The 14,625-nt window shown below is 57.8% G+C and carries 15 protein-coding genes; 10 read left to right on the top strand and 5 right to left on the bottom strand.

Annotated elements, in window-relative coordinates:
- Nucleotides 1-56: 56 nt before the first annotated feature.
- On the bottom strand, nucleotides 57-1,217 hold the full coding sequence (gene algW / locus ACVWYU_RS11840; protein ID WP_247255995.1) for a Do family serine endopeptidase AlgW: 1,161 nt from the start codon (nucleotides 1,215-1,217) through the stop codon (nucleotides 57-59).
- 103 nt (nucleotides 1,218-1,320) lie between these two features.
- Between algW and ACVWYU_RS11835 the strand changes: the two genes are divergently transcribed.
- The 7 genes from ACVWYU_RS11835 to ACVWYU_RS11805 all read left to right on the top strand — a co-directional run bounded on the left by ACVWYU_RS11835 (nucleotide 1,321) and on the right by ACVWYU_RS11805 (nucleotide 7,200).
- Nucleotides 1,321-2,079 carry a Nif3-like dinuclear metal center hexameric protein gene (locus ACVWYU_RS11835; RefSeq protein ID WP_090316150.1) on the top strand — a complete coding sequence of 253 codons (759 nt, stop codon included), beginning with the start codon at nucleotides 1,321-1,323 and terminating at the stop codon, nucleotides 2,077-2,079.
- Between the two features lie 163 nt (nucleotides 2,080-2,242).
- The gene (cysD, locus tag ACVWYU_RS11830) at nucleotides 2,243-3,160 is read left to right on the top strand and encodes a sulfate adenylyltransferase subunit CysD (protein ID WP_090316153.1); all 918 of its coding nucleotides are present in this window, start codon (nucleotides 2,243-2,245) and stop codon (nucleotides 3,158-3,160) included.
- A gap of 9 nt (nucleotides 3,161-3,169) precedes the next feature.
- Nucleotides 3,170-5,068, top strand: a complete 1,899-nt coding sequence (gene cysN / locus ACVWYU_RS11825) for a sulfate adenylyltransferase subunit CysN (RefSeq protein ID WP_457372754.1) — start codon at nucleotides 3,170-3,172, stop codon at nucleotides 5,066-5,068.
- Between the two features lie 396 nt (nucleotides 5,069-5,464).
- On the top strand, nucleotides 5,465-6,007 hold the full coding sequence (locus ACVWYU_RS11820) for a hypothetical protein (protein ID WP_457372753.1): 543 nt from the start codon (nucleotides 5,465-5,467) through the stop codon (nucleotides 6,005-6,007).
- On the top strand, nucleotides 5,997-6,551 hold the full coding sequence (locus ACVWYU_RS11815; protein ID WP_457372752.1) for a 2OG-Fe(II) oxygenase: 555 nt from the start codon (nucleotides 5,997-5,999) through the stop codon (nucleotides 6,549-6,551). Before ACVWYU_RS11820 ends, ACVWYU_RS11815 begins: the two co-directional genes overlap by 11 nt.
- 8 nt (nucleotides 6,552-6,559) lie before the next feature.
- Nucleotides 6,560-6,847 (top strand): hypothetical protein, encoded by a 288-nt coding sequence (locus tag ACVWYU_RS11810; RefSeq protein WP_457372751.1) that lies wholly within the window; start codon nucleotides 6,560-6,562, stop codon nucleotides 6,845-6,847.
- Between the two features lie 98 nt (nucleotides 6,848-6,945).
- A complete protein-coding gene (locus tag ACVWYU_RS11805; RefSeq protein WP_457372750.1) occupies nucleotides 6,946-7,200 on the top strand; it encodes a hypothetical protein in 255 nt (84 codons plus the stop codon).
- Between the two features lie 329 nt (nucleotides 7,201-7,529).
- Here the strand turns inward: ACVWYU_RS11805 and ACVWYU_RS11800 are convergent, their stop codons facing one another.
- The 3 genes from ACVWYU_RS11800 to ACVWYU_RS11790 form a co-directional block, all read right to left on the bottom strand.
- Nucleotides 7,530-8,435 carry an acyltransferase gene (locus tag ACVWYU_RS11800; protein ID WP_457372749.1) on the bottom strand — a complete coding sequence of 302 codons (906 nt, stop codon included), beginning with the start codon at nucleotides 8,433-8,435 and terminating at the stop codon, nucleotides 7,530-7,532.
- Nucleotides 8,436-10,535 carry a phosphate acetyltransferase gene (gene pta, locus ACVWYU_RS11795; RefSeq protein ID WP_247255989.1) on the bottom strand — a complete coding sequence of 700 codons (2,100 nt, stop codon included), beginning with the start codon at nucleotides 10,533-10,535 and terminating at the stop codon, nucleotides 8,436-8,438.
- 94 nt (nucleotides 10,536-10,629) lie between these two features.
- The gene (locus ACVWYU_RS11790; protein ID WP_090316176.1) at nucleotides 10,630-10,956 is read right to left on the bottom strand and encodes a DUF3565 domain-containing protein; all 327 of its coding nucleotides are present in this window, start codon (nucleotides 10,954-10,956) and stop codon (nucleotides 10,630-10,632) included.
- On the opposite strand from ACVWYU_RS11790, the gene ACVWYU_RS11785 reads away from it, so the two are divergent.
- The 3 genes from ACVWYU_RS11785 to ACVWYU_RS11775 all read left to right on the top strand — a co-directional run bounded on the left by ACVWYU_RS11785 (nucleotide 10,925) and on the right by ACVWYU_RS11775 (nucleotide 13,340).
- Entirely contained in the window at nucleotides 10,925-11,410 is a 486-nt protein-coding gene (locus tag ACVWYU_RS11785; protein WP_008054392.1) for an FKBP-type peptidyl-prolyl cis-trans isomerase, read from the top strand. The genes ACVWYU_RS11790 and ACVWYU_RS11785 overlap by 32 nt on opposite strands.
- Before the next feature lie 123 nt (nucleotides 11,411-11,533).
- Entirely contained in the window at nucleotides 11,534-12,016 is a 483-nt protein-coding gene (locus tag ACVWYU_RS11780) for a glutathione peroxidase (protein WP_090316182.1), read from the top strand.
- A 220-nt stretch (nucleotides 12,017-12,236) separates the two neighbouring features.
- Nucleotides 12,237-13,340 carry an NADH:flavin oxidoreductase gene (locus tag ACVWYU_RS11775; protein ID WP_248914344.1) on the top strand — a complete coding sequence of 368 codons (1,104 nt, stop codon included), beginning with the start codon at nucleotides 12,237-12,239 and terminating at the stop codon, nucleotides 13,338-13,340.
- 68 nt (nucleotides 13,341-13,408) lie between these two features.
- Here ACVWYU_RS11775 and ACVWYU_RS11770 read toward each other — a convergent pair whose 3' ends face one another.
- Nucleotides 13,409-14,608, bottom strand: a complete 1,200-nt coding sequence (locus ACVWYU_RS11770; protein ID WP_457372748.1) for a glycosyltransferase family 4 protein — start codon at nucleotides 14,606-14,608, stop codon at nucleotides 13,409-13,411.
- Nucleotides 14,609-14,625 lie beyond the last annotated feature (17 nt).

The raw sequence follows: 14,625 nt of genomic DNA, 5'->3' as shown, positions 1-14,625 counted from the left end.
CGCGTTATTGTTCCTCTTGGGCAAGTCCCGCTCCCGCAGGACTCGCCAGGACAGTATCACTCCTCTTCTTTCTCTTTGACCGGCGCTGGCGGCGGACGCAAGCCGATTTCCGCCGTGAGCTTGAGTTCCTTGCCGTTGCGTATGACCTGAACCACGACCTTGTCGGTCGGTTTGATCCGTGCGACCTGGTTCATCGAGCGACGGCCATCGCTTGCTGGCTCGCCGTCGATGCTGAGAATCACATCGCCCAATTGCAGGCCGGCCTTCTGTGCCGGGCCGTCTCGGAAAATCCCGGCGACCACGATGCCCGGGCGTCCGGACAAACCGAAGGATTCCGCCAGCTCCTGGGTCAACGGTTGCACTTCAATACCCAGCCAGCCACGAATCACCTGGCCATGTTCGATGATCGACTTCATCACTTCCATCGCCAGTTTGATCGGGATCGCGAAGCCGATGCCCTGGGAGCCACCGGACTTGGAGAAAATCGCCGTGTTGATGCCGGTCAGGTTGCCGTTGGCGTCCACCAGCGCACCACCGGAGTTGCCGGGGTTGATCGCGGCGTCGGTCTGGATGAAGTCTTCATAGTTGTTCAGGCCCAACTGGTTGCGCCCGGTCGCACTGATGATGCCCATGGTCACGGTCTGGCCGACACCGAACGGGTTGCCGATGGCCAGGGCCACGTCGCCGATACGAATGCTGTCGGAACGGCCTACGGTGATCGCAGGGAGGTTCTTCAAATCGATCTTCAGCACCGCGAGATCGGTTTCCGGGTCACTGCCGATCACCCGGGCCAGGGTTTCGCGACCGTCCTTGAGCGCGACCACGATCTGGTCGGCACCGCTGGTCACGTGGTTGTTGGTCAGGATGTAGCCTTCCGGGCTCATGATCACGCCCGACCCCAGGCTCGACTCCATGCGTTTCTGCTTGGGCGAGTTGTCGCCGAAGAAACGGCGGAACTGCGGGTCTTCGAACAACGGGTGGCTGGGTTTGTTGATGACTTTGGTGGTGTACAGGTTCACCACGGATGGCGCGGCAATGGTCACCGCGTCAGCGTAGGACACCGGACCTTGCTGCACGCTGGTGGTTTGCGGAGCTTGCTGCAGATTGACGTCGAGGCTTGGCAGCCCGACCCACTGCGGGTAACGCTGGATTATCAAAAGAGCGACAAGCACGCCGGCCAGTAGCGGCCAGCCGGAAAAACGCAGCGCCTTGAGCATTAAGCATGTCCTGAGAGGGTTGCAGGCGGTATCGGACCGCCCATAATGACGCGCATTATACGAGGCCGCGCGTGCCTCTGAACGGGATATTTAGGAGTCTTTTATGGCCGTCGCTCTGAGCACCCTGGTCGAAGAAGCCGACCGTTACCTCAGCAGTTCGAAAATTGCCGATTACTGCCCCAACGGCCTGCAGGTCGAAGGCCGGCCGCAAGTGATGCGCATTGTCAGTGGCGTCACCGCCAGCCAGGCGTTGCTCGATGCTGCCGTGCAAGCCAACGCCGATCTGGTGCTGGTGCATCACGGCTACTTCTGGAAGGGTGAAAATCCGTGCATCACCGGCATGAAGCAACGTCGCTTGAAGACGTTGCTCAAGCACGATATCAGCCTGCTGTCCTATCACCTGCCACTGGATCTGCACCCGGACGTCGGCAACAACGTGCAGTTGGCCCGGCAGCTCGACATCACCGTTGAAGGCCCGCTGGATCCGGACAACCTGAAGATTGTCGGTCTGGTCGGCTCGTTGAGTGAACCGATGATGCCTCGGGATTTTGCCCGCAGGGTCCAGGAAGTCATGGGGCGCGAGCCATTGCTGATTGAGGGCAGCGAGATGATTCGTCGGGTCGGCTGGTGCACGGGGGGCGGTCAAGGGTACATCGATCAGGCCATTCTGGCGGGTGTCGATCTGTACCTGAGCGGCGAGGCTTCCGAGCAAACCTTCCACAGCGCACGGGAAAACGACATCAGCTTCATCGCCGCCGGTCACCATGCCACCGAGCGTTATGGCGTTCAGGCGCTGGGGGATTACCTGGCGCGACGCTTTGCCCTCGAACACATCTTCATCGATTGCCCCAATCCCATCTGACGAAACGCTATCCCTGTAGGAGCGCGTTCTGCCCAAACAGGCGGGCATATTCATATGCTCTTTCGATCTAGTCGGCGTCCTGATTAGAAGAGGACGCTGTGCTAGGATTCCCCGCTCGAACACGGCCCGCTGGCCGTTCATAAGAAAGCTTTCGTGAGTAGCCATGGTCGACAAACTGACGCATCTGAAACAGCTGGAGGCGGAAAGCATCCACATCATCCGCGAGGTGGCCGCCGAGTTCGACAACCCGGTGATGCTGTACTCCATCGGTAAAGACTCCGCCGTGATGCTGCACCTGGCACGCAAGGCATTTTTCCCTGGCAAGCTGCCGTTTCCGGTGATGCACGTCGACACCCGCTGGAAATTCCAGGAGATGTACGCCTTCCGCGACAAGATGGTCGCCGAGCTGGGCCTGGACCTGATCACTCATGTGAACCCGGACGGCGTGGCGCAAGGCATCAACCCGTTTACCCACGGCAGTGCCAAGCACACCGACATCATGAAGACCGAAGGCCTGAAGCAGGCGTTGGACAAATATGGTTTCGACGCCGCTTTCGGTGGTGCCCGTCGCGATGAAGAGAAATCCCGCGCCAAGGAGCGCGTGTACTCGTTCCGCGACAGCAAGCACCGCTGGGATCCGAAAAACCAGCGCCCGGAGCTGTGGAACGTCTACAACGGCAAGGTCAACAAGGGCGAATCCATTCGTGTGTTCCCGTTGTCGAACTGGACCGAACTGGACATCTGGCAGTACATCTACCTTGAAGGCATCCCGATCGTCCCGCTGTACTTCGCCGCCGAGCGTGAAGTCATCGAGAAGAACGGCACGCTGATCATGATCGACGACGAGCGCATCCTCGAACACCTGAGCGATGAAGACAAAGCGCGCATCGTCAAAAAGAAAGTGCGTTTCCGTACCCTTGGCTGCTACCCGTTGACGGGCGCGGTGGAGTCCGAGGCCGAAAGCCTCACGGACATCATTCAGGAAATGCTCCTGACGCGAACTTCCGAGCGCCAGGGCCGTGTCATCGACCACGATGGCGCCGGCTCGATGGAAGACAAGAAACGTCAAGGTTATTTCTAAGGGGCTGTCATGTCGCATCAATCTGATTTGATCAGCGAGGACATCCTCGCCTACCTGGGCCAGCACGAACGTAAAGAGCTGCTGCGCTTTCTGACCTGCGGTAACGTCGACGACGGCAAGAGCACCCTGATCGGGCGCCTGCTGCACGACTCCAAGATGATCTACGAAGATCACCTGGAAGCCATTACCCGCGACTCGAAAAAAGTCGGCACCACCGGCGAAGACATCGACCTGGCATTGCTGGTCGACGGCCTGCAGGCCGAGCGTGAGCAAGGCATCACCATTGATGTCGCGTACCGCTATTTCTCCACCGCCAAGCGCAAGTTCATCATCGCCGACACCCCTGGCCATGAGCAGTACACCCGCAACATGGCCACCGGTGCGTCCACCTGTGACCTGGCGATCATCCTGGTCGACGCCCGTTACGGCGTGCAGACCCAGACCCGTCGCCACAGCTTCATCGCCTCGCTGTTGGGCATCAAGCACATCGTCGTCGCCATCAACAAGATGGACCTCAAGGACTTCGATCAGGGCGTGTTCGAGTCGATCAAGGCCGACTACCTGAAGTTCGCCGAAGGCTTGAAGATGAAGCCGACGAGCATGCACTTCGTGCCAATGTCTGCCCTCAAGGGCGACAACGTGGTGAACAAGTCCGAGCGCTCGCCGTGGTACACCGGCCAGTCGCTGATGGAAATTCTCGAAACCGTGGAAGTGGCGGGCGATCGCAACTTCACCGACCTGCGTTTCCCGGTGCAGTACGTCAACCGTCCGAACCTGAACTTCCGTGGTTTCGCCGGCACCCTGGCCAGCGGCATCGTCAAGAAAGGCGACGAAGTCGTGGTCCTGCCGTCGGGCAAGAGCAGCCGCGTGAAATCCATTGTCACCTTCGAAGGCGAGCTGGAGCACGCCGGTCCTGGTCAAGCGGTGACGCTGACCATGGAAGACGAAATCGACATCTCTCGCGGCGACCTGTTGGTTCACGCCGATAACGTGCCGCCTGTCACCGACAGCTTCGAAGCGATGCTGGTGTGGATGGCGGAAGAGCCGATGCTGCCGGGCAAGAAGTACGACATCAAACGCGCCACCAGTTACGTGCCGGGCTCCATCGCCAGCATCGTCAACAAGGTCGACGTGAACACCCTTGAAGAAGGCCCGGCCAGCGCGTTGCAGCTGAACGAAATCGGCAAGGTCAAGATCGCGCTCGATGCGCCGATTGCCCTCGACGGTTACGACAGCAACCGCACCACCGGCGCGTTCATCATCATCGACCGCCTGACCAACGGCACCGTGGGCGCCGGCATGATCGTCGCCCAGCCTCTGGCACACGGCAGCGCCACGCACCACGGCAAGCTGGCCCACGTCGCCACCGAGGAACGCGCCCAGCGCTTCGGCCAGCAACCGGCCACCGTGTTGTTCAGCGGCTTGTCCGGCGCGGGTAAAAGTACGCTGGCCTACGCCGTCGAGCGCAAGCTGTTCGACATGGGCCGTGCAGTGTTTGTGCTCGATGGCCAGAACCTGCGTCACGACCTGAACAAAGGTCTGCCGCAAGATCGCGCCGGACGTACCGAGAACTGGCGTCGTGCGGCGCACGTGGCGCGTCAGTTCAACGAAGCCGGTTTGCTGACCCTGGCGGCGTTCGTTGCGCCGAGTTCCGAAGGTCGTGAGCAGGCCAAGGAGCTGATCGGCAAGGAGCGTCTGTTGACGGTCTACGTCCAGGCTTCGCCTGCGGTCTGTGCCGAGCGAGATCCACAAGGCCTGTACGCGGCGGCCGGCGATAACATCCCGGGCGAGTCCTTCCCGTACGACGTGCCGCTGGATGCCGATCTGGTGATCGACACCCAATCGCTGTCGCTGGAGGAAAGCGTCAAGCAAGTGCTGGATCTGCTGCGCAAGCGTGGTGCGATCTAAGCTCAAAGCAGCGGCAAGCTTCTAGCTTCACGCTGCAAGAAAAAGCCCGCAGACAGGTAACTGTCTGCGGGCTTTTTTTGTGCTCGGAAAAACGCGTGAATGGCCAGCGTTATTGGTGCTTGGGAAATGGACTACAGGGGTATCGGAAATCGGTAAGTTACATTTGTTTGCATAGGGAGATATTGTTGTTAGCAGATATGAGGTTGATATTTGTTCCGGTTTCTTTTGGGCGAAAAGAAAATACAAAGCGCAGGATTTTTGAATTTTAAGCGCTCTGAAATATTAAAGTTTAAAGAATTGGATTTCTCGGCGAGAAAAATCTGAGTTTCGAGCGGTTCCAATCCCTGTCAGGTGTGAGTGTTTAATGTTGTTTTTGATAGGCGTCTGGAGGTGGGTGTGCGTGCAAAAAATTTATATATCCCTCCTGGATATATTGCCGGGGTCGGTGAGGTTGTTTTTTTACTATTTTTGTTTGTTGTTCTGGTTGTCGCTTCTATTTTTATGTATGGGGAAATACAGGAGATTCCTCCCTTGCCGGAACGGCTGGTTATGGAAAAAGCTTATTTGTATAGAGATGTTTCGCAGTCAAGAGCTACGTCATCTTTATATTTGAGGGTCGGGCTGGGTGAAGATGCCTATAACTACATTGTTGAAGCTTCTGCGAGTGACATTCAGCACCTGAGTTTGAGGAAGGGGAAAAAATTGTGGGTTGCTGTGGATTCAGATCGGACTAAACGGTTTGTTTGGTGGGTCTATGATGTTGATATCAATTTGTTGATCAGTCGTAAAGATATATTGCTTTGGATAAGGTCAAATAACATTGGATGTTATTTTGTATTGATTGGGTGGTCAATTATAATGTCTTACTTGCTGTTGATAATTGTTCGGAATGGAATTTGGAACAGGGTTGTAGCGAAAATGAGAGCGTATGAAAATTGAACGCATTGATAATGGAATATATGTGATTGATGACTTTTTGACGGAAAGCGAAGAAGTCGCCATAAACCTTTTGCTCAAGGGGGGTGTCTGGAGATACAACTGGCCAAATTATGAAGAGCTGCCCTTTGTCAGGCCCTGCTGGCACGTGTTCATTGCGGGTAAAGGTCGCCCTGAGCGGCAGTCCTGCCTGGAAGAATTGAACGGCAATGAATCATGGCGTTTTCTGGTTGGTTTCTGGGAGCGATTTTCAGATTTACATGATTTCAATATGACGTTGTTAGGTGTTTACGCAAACGGACAGACGTTAGGGCAAGACACCATTATTCATCGTGATAACAAAACCCATCCGGGATTGACTGTTATCGTTTTCTGCAACGAGCACTGGCCCACGTCCTGGGGAGGAGAGCTCGTTTTCTATGATGATGCGAAAGAAAATGTCATTAAGGCCGTGCTTCCAAAATCTCGTCGTGTGGTGGTTTTCGATGGGCGAATTCCACATGCGGCGAGATCACCTTCCGTCAAACGGCGCAAACCGGTGCTGTAATAGCGAGCGTGACGTCAGTCACCAAGCTGGCAGGACCTTATGTGCCGATTGTGAGCATTCCAGCCAATATGGTTGCCGGTACTATTACTTTCCTGAAAATTGGAGTGGATGTCAGGGATTGCAAAGGATTTAGTTATGGTGATGTGATCAGTCTTATCGGGAATGTTGCAGGTGTGATTGCTGTCTTTGCTGTTTTAGTCGAAGCACCATTCATAGTCATAGGTACCGCTAGTGTTGTAGGGGCGCCGCTGGTTTGTACTCAATTAGTGACTCAGGCATTTTCAAGGAGGTTTTAAAGAGTGCTGCAGACTTCTTTAGAAATAATGATTTGGATAACTACCTTGATTACGTCTGTGCACCCGATATGAGGATAGTGCACAAGGAAACTCTGAGGGTGGCGTACGGTAATCAGATGCTTTCTTGTAATTGGTTTTCTGCAACCGGCGAATTTTTGCCTTCTGCGATAGCTGTATTCAACGAAAATATCGGGGGAGGGGGTTCTTATGCTCCTGCGCCTTTTGTTCCTCCACCACCGCCACCTGAAAATATCGCAACGGTAACGATCGGGCCACTTGAAATAGGTGGTAACCCTGATGATACCGGTAACGAATATGGGTGCTGTACAAGCGGTAGTGATGGTTATATTTAACAGGCCGCACTGCAAGGCTAGTGGTGTTTAAGCAAACAATCCTTGGTTTTGGATAAAAGCGCGATTGAGTGCGAGTCGATTCAAGTTCGCGTCATACTGGGGCGTGCAGCTCATTACTTATAGAGGCCAGCCTATCCGTTTATCAAGTTCTTGCCATGCAGGCAGTGAGCATTAGCCCGTAATGAAAAACCCGCCGATGAGTGATCATCGGCGGGTTTTTTTCAGATTGATTCGATCAAATGTGCGAGCCTGCTCGCGAATACGGTGTGTCATTCAACATTGATCTAGGCTGATCCGCTGCATTCGCGAGCAGGCTCGCCCACAGGGGATCAGCGTTTGTCTGGATATTCGCGGTGCATCCGCCCCAGCAACGCATCCTTGTCTTCCCAAAGCTGATTGATCCAGCCCTGAAACTGCAGGCGATACTCACCGTCCTGGTCGTAGTTCTTGCCGATGAACTGAGGCGGGATCTTCAGTTCCTGAAAATGCACCACCACGTCTGTAACGTTCCCGCACAGCAAATCCCAAAAACCAGGGCGTCCGGCCGGGTAGTGGATGGTCACGTTGACGATGGATTCCAGCTGCTCACCCATGGCATCCAGCACAAAGGCAATGCCGCCGGCCTTGGGTTTGAGCAGGTATTTGAACGGTGATTGCTGCTGGGCGTGCTTGCCCTCGGTGAAGCGCGTGCCTTCGACGAAGTTGAAAATCCCCACCGGATTATTGCGGAACTTCGCACAGGTCTTGCGGGTGGTTTCCAGGTCTTTGCCTTTCTTTTCCGGGTGTTTCTCCAGATAGGCCTTGGAGTAGCGCTTCATGAACGGAAAGCCAAGGGCCCACCACGCCAGACCGATCACCGGGACCCAGATCAGCTCCTGCTTGAGAAAGAACTTCAGCGGCTGGATGCGGCGGTTGAGCACGTATTGCAGCACCAGGATGTCGACCCAGCTTTGGTGATTGCTGGTGATCAGGTACGAGTGCCGATAGTCCAGGCCTTGCAGCCCGCTGATGTGCCAGCGGGTGCGACGGACCAGGTTCATCCAGCCTTTGTTGATGCTGATCCAGGCTTCGTGGGTATGGCTCATCAACCATCCGGCGATGCGCTGGGTGAAGGCGAAAGGCAGGACCTTGATCAGCGCCACGCAGAACAGGAATGAGCACAGCAGGATTGTATTGAGTGCCAACAGCAATGAAGCAATGACGCCGCGTGCGGCGCCAGGTAGAAAAACCAGCATTTAAACATCCATAGGTCGGTTGGCTGCCTGGATCGCGGTCAACGCGATGGTGTAGACGATGTCATCGACTTGCGCACCGCGCGGCAAGTCATTCACCGGTTTGCGCAGCCCTTGCAGCATCGGACCGAGGCTGACGCAGTCGGCGCTGCGTTGCACGGCCTTGTGAGTGGTGTTGCCGGTATTCAGGTCGGGGAACACAAATACCGTGGCGCGACCGGCGACCTGACTGTTCGGTGCCAGTTGCCGGGCCACGGTTTCGTTGGCGGCGGCATCGTATTGCAACGGGCCGTCGATCAACAGCGAGTTCTGCTGCTCGTGGGCGAGCAAGGTCGCCTCGCGAACCTTTTCGACTTCTTCGCCACTGGCCGATTCACCGCTGGAGTAACTGATCATCGCCACACGGGGCGTGATGCCGAACGCTGCTGCCGAATCGGCGCTTTGCAGGGCGATCTCGGCCAGTTCACTGGCACTTGGGTGCGGGTTCATCACGCAGTCGCCGTAGACCAGCACTTCTTCCGGGAACAGCATGAAGAATACCGACGACACCAGCGTGCAGCCCGGTGCTGTTTTGATCAGCTGCAGGGCCGGGCGAATGGTGTTGGCGGTGGAGTGAATGACCCCCGACACCAGGCCGTCCACCTCATCCAGCGCGAGCATCATGGTGCCGATCACCACGGTGTCTTCCAGTTGTTGTTCGGCCATGGGCGCGTTGAGGCTTTTGCTTTTGCGCAGGGCGACCATCGGCTCGACATAGCGCTCGCGGATCAGGTCCGGGTCGAGGATTTCCAGCCCCGGTGGCAGCTCGATGCCTTGGGCGCGCGCGACGGCTTCAACGTCTGCCGGTTTGGCCAACAACACGCAACGGGCAATGCCACGGGCCTGACAGATCGCTGCGGCCTGAACGGTCAACGGCTCGCTGCCTTCAGGCAGGACGATGCGTTTGTTGGCGTTCTGCGCGCGCTGAATCAACTGATAGCGGAACACGGCCGGCGACAGGCGCATTTCCCGTGGTGTGCCACAACGCTGGTGCAGCCAGTTGGCATCCAGATGGCTGGCGACGAAATCGGTGATGATTTCCGCGCGTTCGCGGTCGTCGATCGGGATTTCCTTGTTTAGACCGTTCAATTGGTTGGCGGTGTCGTAGGAACCGGTGCTCACTGACAACACTGGCAGGCCGGCCTGCAAGGCGCCGCGGCAGAGGTCCATGATCCTTGGGTCGGGCAGGGTGTCGCTGGTCAGCAACAGGCCGGCCAGGGGCACGCCATTTATGGCGGCGAGGCTGACGGCGAGGATGATGTCGTCGCGGTCGCCGGGGGTCACCACCAGTACGCCCGGTTTGAGCAGCTCTACGGTGTTACGCATGGTGCGCGCGCAGATAATGATTTTGGACATGCGCCGGGTTTCGTAGTCGCCGGCGTTGAGCACTTGTGCGCCCATCAGGTCGGCGACGTCGCGGGTGCGCGGGGCGTTCAGTTCCGGCTGAAACGGAATGCAGCCCAGCAGGCGGAAATCACCACTGCGCAACAGCGGCGAATGCTCCTTCAGGCGGGCGGCGAAGGCCTCCATGCTTTCGTCGGTCTTCACCTTGTTGAGGATGACGCCGAGAACTTTCGGATCTTTCGGGCCACCGAACAATTGCGCCTGCAACTCGACGCGACCGGAGAGCTCGGTCAGCACTTCGTTTTCCGGCGCCGACACCAGGATCACTTCGGCGTCGAGGCTCTTGGCCAGGTGCAGGTTGACCCGTGCGGCATAGCTGGCGCTGCGGGTCGGGACCATGCCTTCGACGATCAGCACGTCCTTGCCGATGGCGGCCTGCTGGTAAAGGGTGATGATTTCTTCGAGCAACTCGTCCAGCTGGCCATCGCCCAGCATGCGCTCGACATGGGCCAGACCCAGGGGCTTGGGTGGCTTGAGGCCGTGGGTACGGGCGACCAGTTCGGTGGAACGCTCAGGGCCGGTATCACCGGGATGCGGCTGGGCAATCGGTTTGAAAAAGCCGACTTTGAGACCGGCCCGCTCAAGGGTGCGCACCAGCCCGAGGCTGATGGAGGTCAGACCCACGCCAAAATCGGTGGGCGCAATAAAAAAAGTTTGCATGCGGATTCTCTGAGGGTGCATGTGGGCGGCCGGGGTGGCGCAAAGGCCATACGGGCCGCCAGGCGATCATCTATAACTGACGATTTACCGGAATTCAGTCGCCAAGGTTATCGCTAACCGAGCCTTGTGCGCACCAACCGCAATCAAAGGGCTGGCCTATTTTTTCCTGGCGCTGCGCAGGGTCCGTGACCCAGGCGCGGGATTGCCAGGGCGGCTGGTGCCGCAGGTGCTGTGTGTGGCCGCAGGAAAGCTCGGCCACCCAGTGCCCGTCCTCGTCTTGATGGAAGCCGGTGATCGTCGCAATCCGTCTGTCCGGGTTGTGTTCGCTTTCGGGCGATTGCTTCGCTAAACTTGGTCTTTCAATATTCTTATGCAAAAGGTCTCGCCCCATGCTGATCGCCGCCAATAAGGCTGTCTCCATCGACTATACCCTGACCAACGACGCTGGTGAGGTCATCGACAGCTCCGCCGGCGGCGCGCCGCTGGTCTACCTGCAAGGCGCAGGTAACATCATTCCGGGCCTGGAAAAGGCACTGGAAGGCAAAGCAGTCGGCGACGAGCTGACCGTAGCCGTTGAACCTGAAGATGCCTATGGCGAGTACGCTGCCGAACTGGTCAGCACCCTGAGCCGCAGCATGTTCGAAGGCGTTGACGAGCTGGAAGTGGGCATGCAGTTCCACGCTTCCGCTCCGGACGGCCAGATGCAGATCGTGACCATCCGCGATCTGGACGGCGACGACGTGACTGTCGACGGCAACCATCCGTTGGCCGGCCAGCGCCTGAATTTCCAGGTCAAGATCATCAATATCCGTGACGCCAGCCAGGAAGAAATCGCTCATGGCCACGTCCATGGCGAAGGTGGCCATCACCACTGATTTCTGCGCTAAGCTTTCGAGAACTGGAGAGGCGCCCCGAGGGCGCCTTTTTAGTCTGCGGCTGTCCCAGGCAACACCGATAAGTGGCTGTTTCGAGAAGAACACGAGAATCTGGAGTTCGTCATGAGTGCTTTTCACGACCTAAATTTGACAGCCCTTGATGGTCAGGCGCTACCGTTGGCGCCGTTCAAGGGGCACGTGGTGCTGGTGGTCAACGTGGCCTCCAAATGTGGCCTGACCCCACAGTACGCGGCGCTGGAAAACCTTTACCAGCAATACAAGGGCCAGGGTTTCAGCGTGCTGGGCTTGCCGTGCAACCAGTTTGCCGGACAGGAGCCAGGCTCCGCACAGGAAATCCAGGCGTTTTGCAGCCTCAACTATGGCGTGACCTTTCCATTGTCCAGCAAGCTGGAAGTCAACGGACATGAACGCCACCAGCTGTACAAACTGCTGGCGGGCGAGGGCGCGGAATTCCCGGGTGACATCACCTGGAACTTCGAAAAATTCCTCCTCGGCAAAGACGGACGTGTACTGGCGCGGTTCTCGCCACGGACACCGCCGGACGATCCAAGCGTCATACAAGCGATTGAAAAAGCCCTGAGCTGATCTCCCCCCTGTAGGAGCGAGCCTGCTCGCGATAGTTGTGAACGATAACGCGGGAAACCTGACACCCCGCAGCGTTCTCAAGTCCATCGCGAACAAGCTCGCTCCTACAAGGTTATTCCTAGCCTTTTGCTCCTTAATCACCCAAATCAATAGTGCTATCCAGCGCGTGGGCACCTCCATATTATCGTCGTCATAAAGTCATCCTTCGTGGAGCGTCCCCATGCCTGTCAAAGCCCTGTTCAAACCGTTCCATCTCGGCAATCTCGAACTGCCGACCCGCGTCGTCATGGCACCGATGACCCGTTCGTTTTCTCCGGGTGGTGTACCCAATTCCAAAGTGATCGAGTACTACCGTCGTCGTGCGGCCGCTGGCGTTGGCCTGATCATCACCGAAGGCACCACCGTCGGTCACAAGGCTTCCAACGGCTACCCGAACGTGCCGCACTTCTACGGTGAGGCCGCACTGGCAGGCTGGAAGAAAGTCGTTGACGCCGTACACGCCGAAGGCGGCAAGATCGTTCCGCAACTGTGGCACGTGGGCAGCGTGCGTCGCATCGGCACCGAGCCGGACGCCAGCGTGCCGGGTTATGGGCCATCGGAGAAAGTGAAGGACGGTCAGGTCGTGGTTCACGGCATGACCCGACAAGATATTCAGGACGTGATCGCCGCGTTCGCCCAGGCCGCCAAGGATGCCCGGAGCATCGGCATGGACGGCGTGGAAATCCATGGTGCCCACGGCTACCTCATCGACCAGTTCTTTTGGGAAGGCAGCAACCAGCGTACCGACGAATACGGCGGCAGCCTGGCCAACCGCTCGCGGTTCGCCATCGAGTTGATCCAGGCGGTGCGTGCAGCGGTCGGCGAAGGTTTCCCGATCATCTTCCGTTTTTCGCAGTGGAAACAGCAGGATTACACCGCGCGTCTGGTGCAAACCCCGGAGGCGCTGGGCGAATTTCTCCAGCCGCTGTCCGACGCCGGCGTGGATATTTTCCACTGCTCGACACGCCGTTTCTGGGAGCCGGAATTTGACGGTTCCGAGCTGAACCTGGCGGGCTGGACCCGCAAGCTCACCGGCAAGCCAACCATCACCGTCGGTAGCGTTGGCCTGGATGGCGAGTTCCTTCAGTTCATGGTCAACACCGACAAGGTCGCGCAACCGGCCAGCCTGGAAAAACTGCTGGAGCGTTTGAACAACGACGAGTTCGACCTGGTAGCGGTCGGTCGCGCGCTGTTGGTCGATCCGGACTGGGCGCAGAAAGTTCGCGAAGGTCGTGAACAGGACATCCTGCCGTTTAGCCGCGATGCGTTGATGACGCTGGTCTAACGGCGTCTTCAAAGCCAGCTCCTGTGGGGACTGCACAAATCCTGGAGCTGGCTTGCCGGCGAAGCTTTTCAAGGCAACAGAGCAGCATCCGGCAATGCCTGTCGCTGTACACAAGCCCCGCGTAACTGCCCCTCGAACTGCTCGATGATGGTCGCCCAACCCTGGCGACTGGCATGCTGGCGCGCGTTGAGCCGCACATTGCGCAATGTTTCCCGCTCTTCCAGCAACCACGCTGCCGCATCGCAGAATGCGCTTTCATCCCCCGGCATCGCCAGTACACCGTTGTAGCCATGGCGAATATGCTGGGCTGCCGCCGCCTGATCGTAGGCCACTACCCCTAGCCCCGAGGCCAGCGCCTCGAGCACGACATTGCCGAAGGTTTCAGTCAGGCTCGGAAACAGAAATACATCCCCCGACGCATAGTGACAGGCCAGGGTTTCACCGCGCTGAGTGCCGCAGAAAATCGCCTCGGGCATCTCGCTCTCCAGTTCCTGGCGCTGTGGGCCGTCGCCGACTACGATCAGCTTCAAGGTGCGCTGTGGATAACTGGACTTGAGGGTGTCGAAGGTGCGCTTGAGCAATCCCAGGTTTTTTTCCGGGGCCAGGCGACCGACATGAATGACCGCGATGTCTGCCTCGGTCAATCCCCACTGCTCGCGCAGGGCGTTCAAGCGTTTGGCCGGGTGAAACAATTGACTGTCGACCCCTCGGGAAAGCAAGGCCAGGCGCTCGAAGTGACGCCGTTCCAGTTCCATTCGCTGGCTGACGCTGGGCACGAGCGTCATGGTCGAACGATTGTGGAACCAGCGCAGGTAGTGGGTTAGCAGCCGCGTCAGCAGGCCGAGCCCATATGGGTTGGAGTACTGCTGGAAATTGGTGTGAAAGCCGCTGACCACCGATATCCCCAGGCGCCGTGCCGCTCGCAGTGCCGATAACCCCAATGGCCCCTCGGTGGCGATATACAGCACGTCCGGGCGATGGCGCTTCCAGCGGCGCAACAGCTTGTGCATCGACGACTGACCCCATTGCAGTCCGGGATAGCCCGGCAGCGGCCAGCCCCGGCACAGCATCAATTCATCGTCGCTACCCAGTTGCTGATCGCAGCCCTGACGTGGTCGAACCAATTCCACCTGATGCCCACGCGCGCGCAAACCGTCGCACAAGCGACCAAGGGTATTGGCCACGCCGTTGATTTCGGGAGGGAAGGTTTCGGTGATCAGGGTGATATGCAGAGCTGTCGTCATGACCTCAGTGTCGGCTGAGGCCATGTCGGCGTTATGGCGTT

Source organism: Pseudomonas sp. TE12234 (assembly GCF_054061835.1).
This window is presented reverse-complemented; position numbering and strand designations above follow the sequence as displayed.

What these genes read in the sequence shown, in the direction of transcription:
- algW (WP_247255995.1), bottom strand. Translation starts at nt 1,217, where the DNA reads ATGCTCAAGGCGCTGCGTTTTTCCGGCTGGCCGCTACTGGCCGGCGTG.
- ACVWYU_RS11780 (WP_090316182.1), top strand. Translation starts at nt 11,534, where the DNA reads ATGAGTGCTTTTCACGACCTAAATTTGACAGCCCTTGATGGTCAGGCG.
- cysN (WP_457372754.1), top strand. Translation starts at nt 3,170, where the DNA reads ATGTCGCATCAATCTGATTTGATCAGCGAGGACATCCTCGCCTACCTG.
- ACVWYU_RS11790 (WP_090316176.1), bottom strand. Translation starts at nt 10,956, where the DNA reads ATGGAGACAGCCTTATTGGCGGCGATCAGCATGGGGCGAGACCTTTTG.
- cysD (WP_090316153.1), top strand. Translation starts at nt 2,243, where the DNA reads ATGGTCGACAAACTGACGCATCTGAAACAGCTGGAGGCGGAAAGCATC.
- ACVWYU_RS11835 (WP_090316150.1), top strand. Translation starts at nt 1,321, where the DNA reads ATGGCCGTCGCTCTGAGCACCCTGGTCGAAGAAGCCGACCGTTACCTC.
- pta (WP_247255989.1), bottom strand. Translation starts at nt 10,535, where the DNA reads ATGCAAACTTTTTTTATTGCGCCCACCGATTTTGGCGTGGGTCTGACC.
- ACVWYU_RS11770 (WP_457372748.1), bottom strand. Translation starts at nt 14,608, where the DNA reads ATGGCCTCAGCCGACACTGAGGTCATGACGACAGCTCTGCATATCACC.
- ACVWYU_RS11785 (WP_008054392.1), top strand. Translation starts at nt 10,925, where the DNA reads ATGCTGATCGCCGCCAATAAGGCTGTCTCCATCGACTATACCCTGACC.
- ACVWYU_RS11815 (WP_457372752.1), top strand. Translation starts at nt 5,997, where the DNA reads ATGAAAATTGAACGCATTGATAATGGAATATATGTGATTGATGACTTT.
- ACVWYU_RS11775 (WP_248914344.1), top strand. Translation starts at nt 12,237, where the DNA reads ATGCCTGTCAAAGCCCTGTTCAAACCGTTCCATCTCGGCAATCTCGAA.
- ACVWYU_RS11800 (WP_457372749.1), bottom strand. Translation starts at nt 8,435, where the DNA reads ATGCTGGTTTTTCTACCTGGCGCCGCACGCGGCGTCATTGCTTCATTG.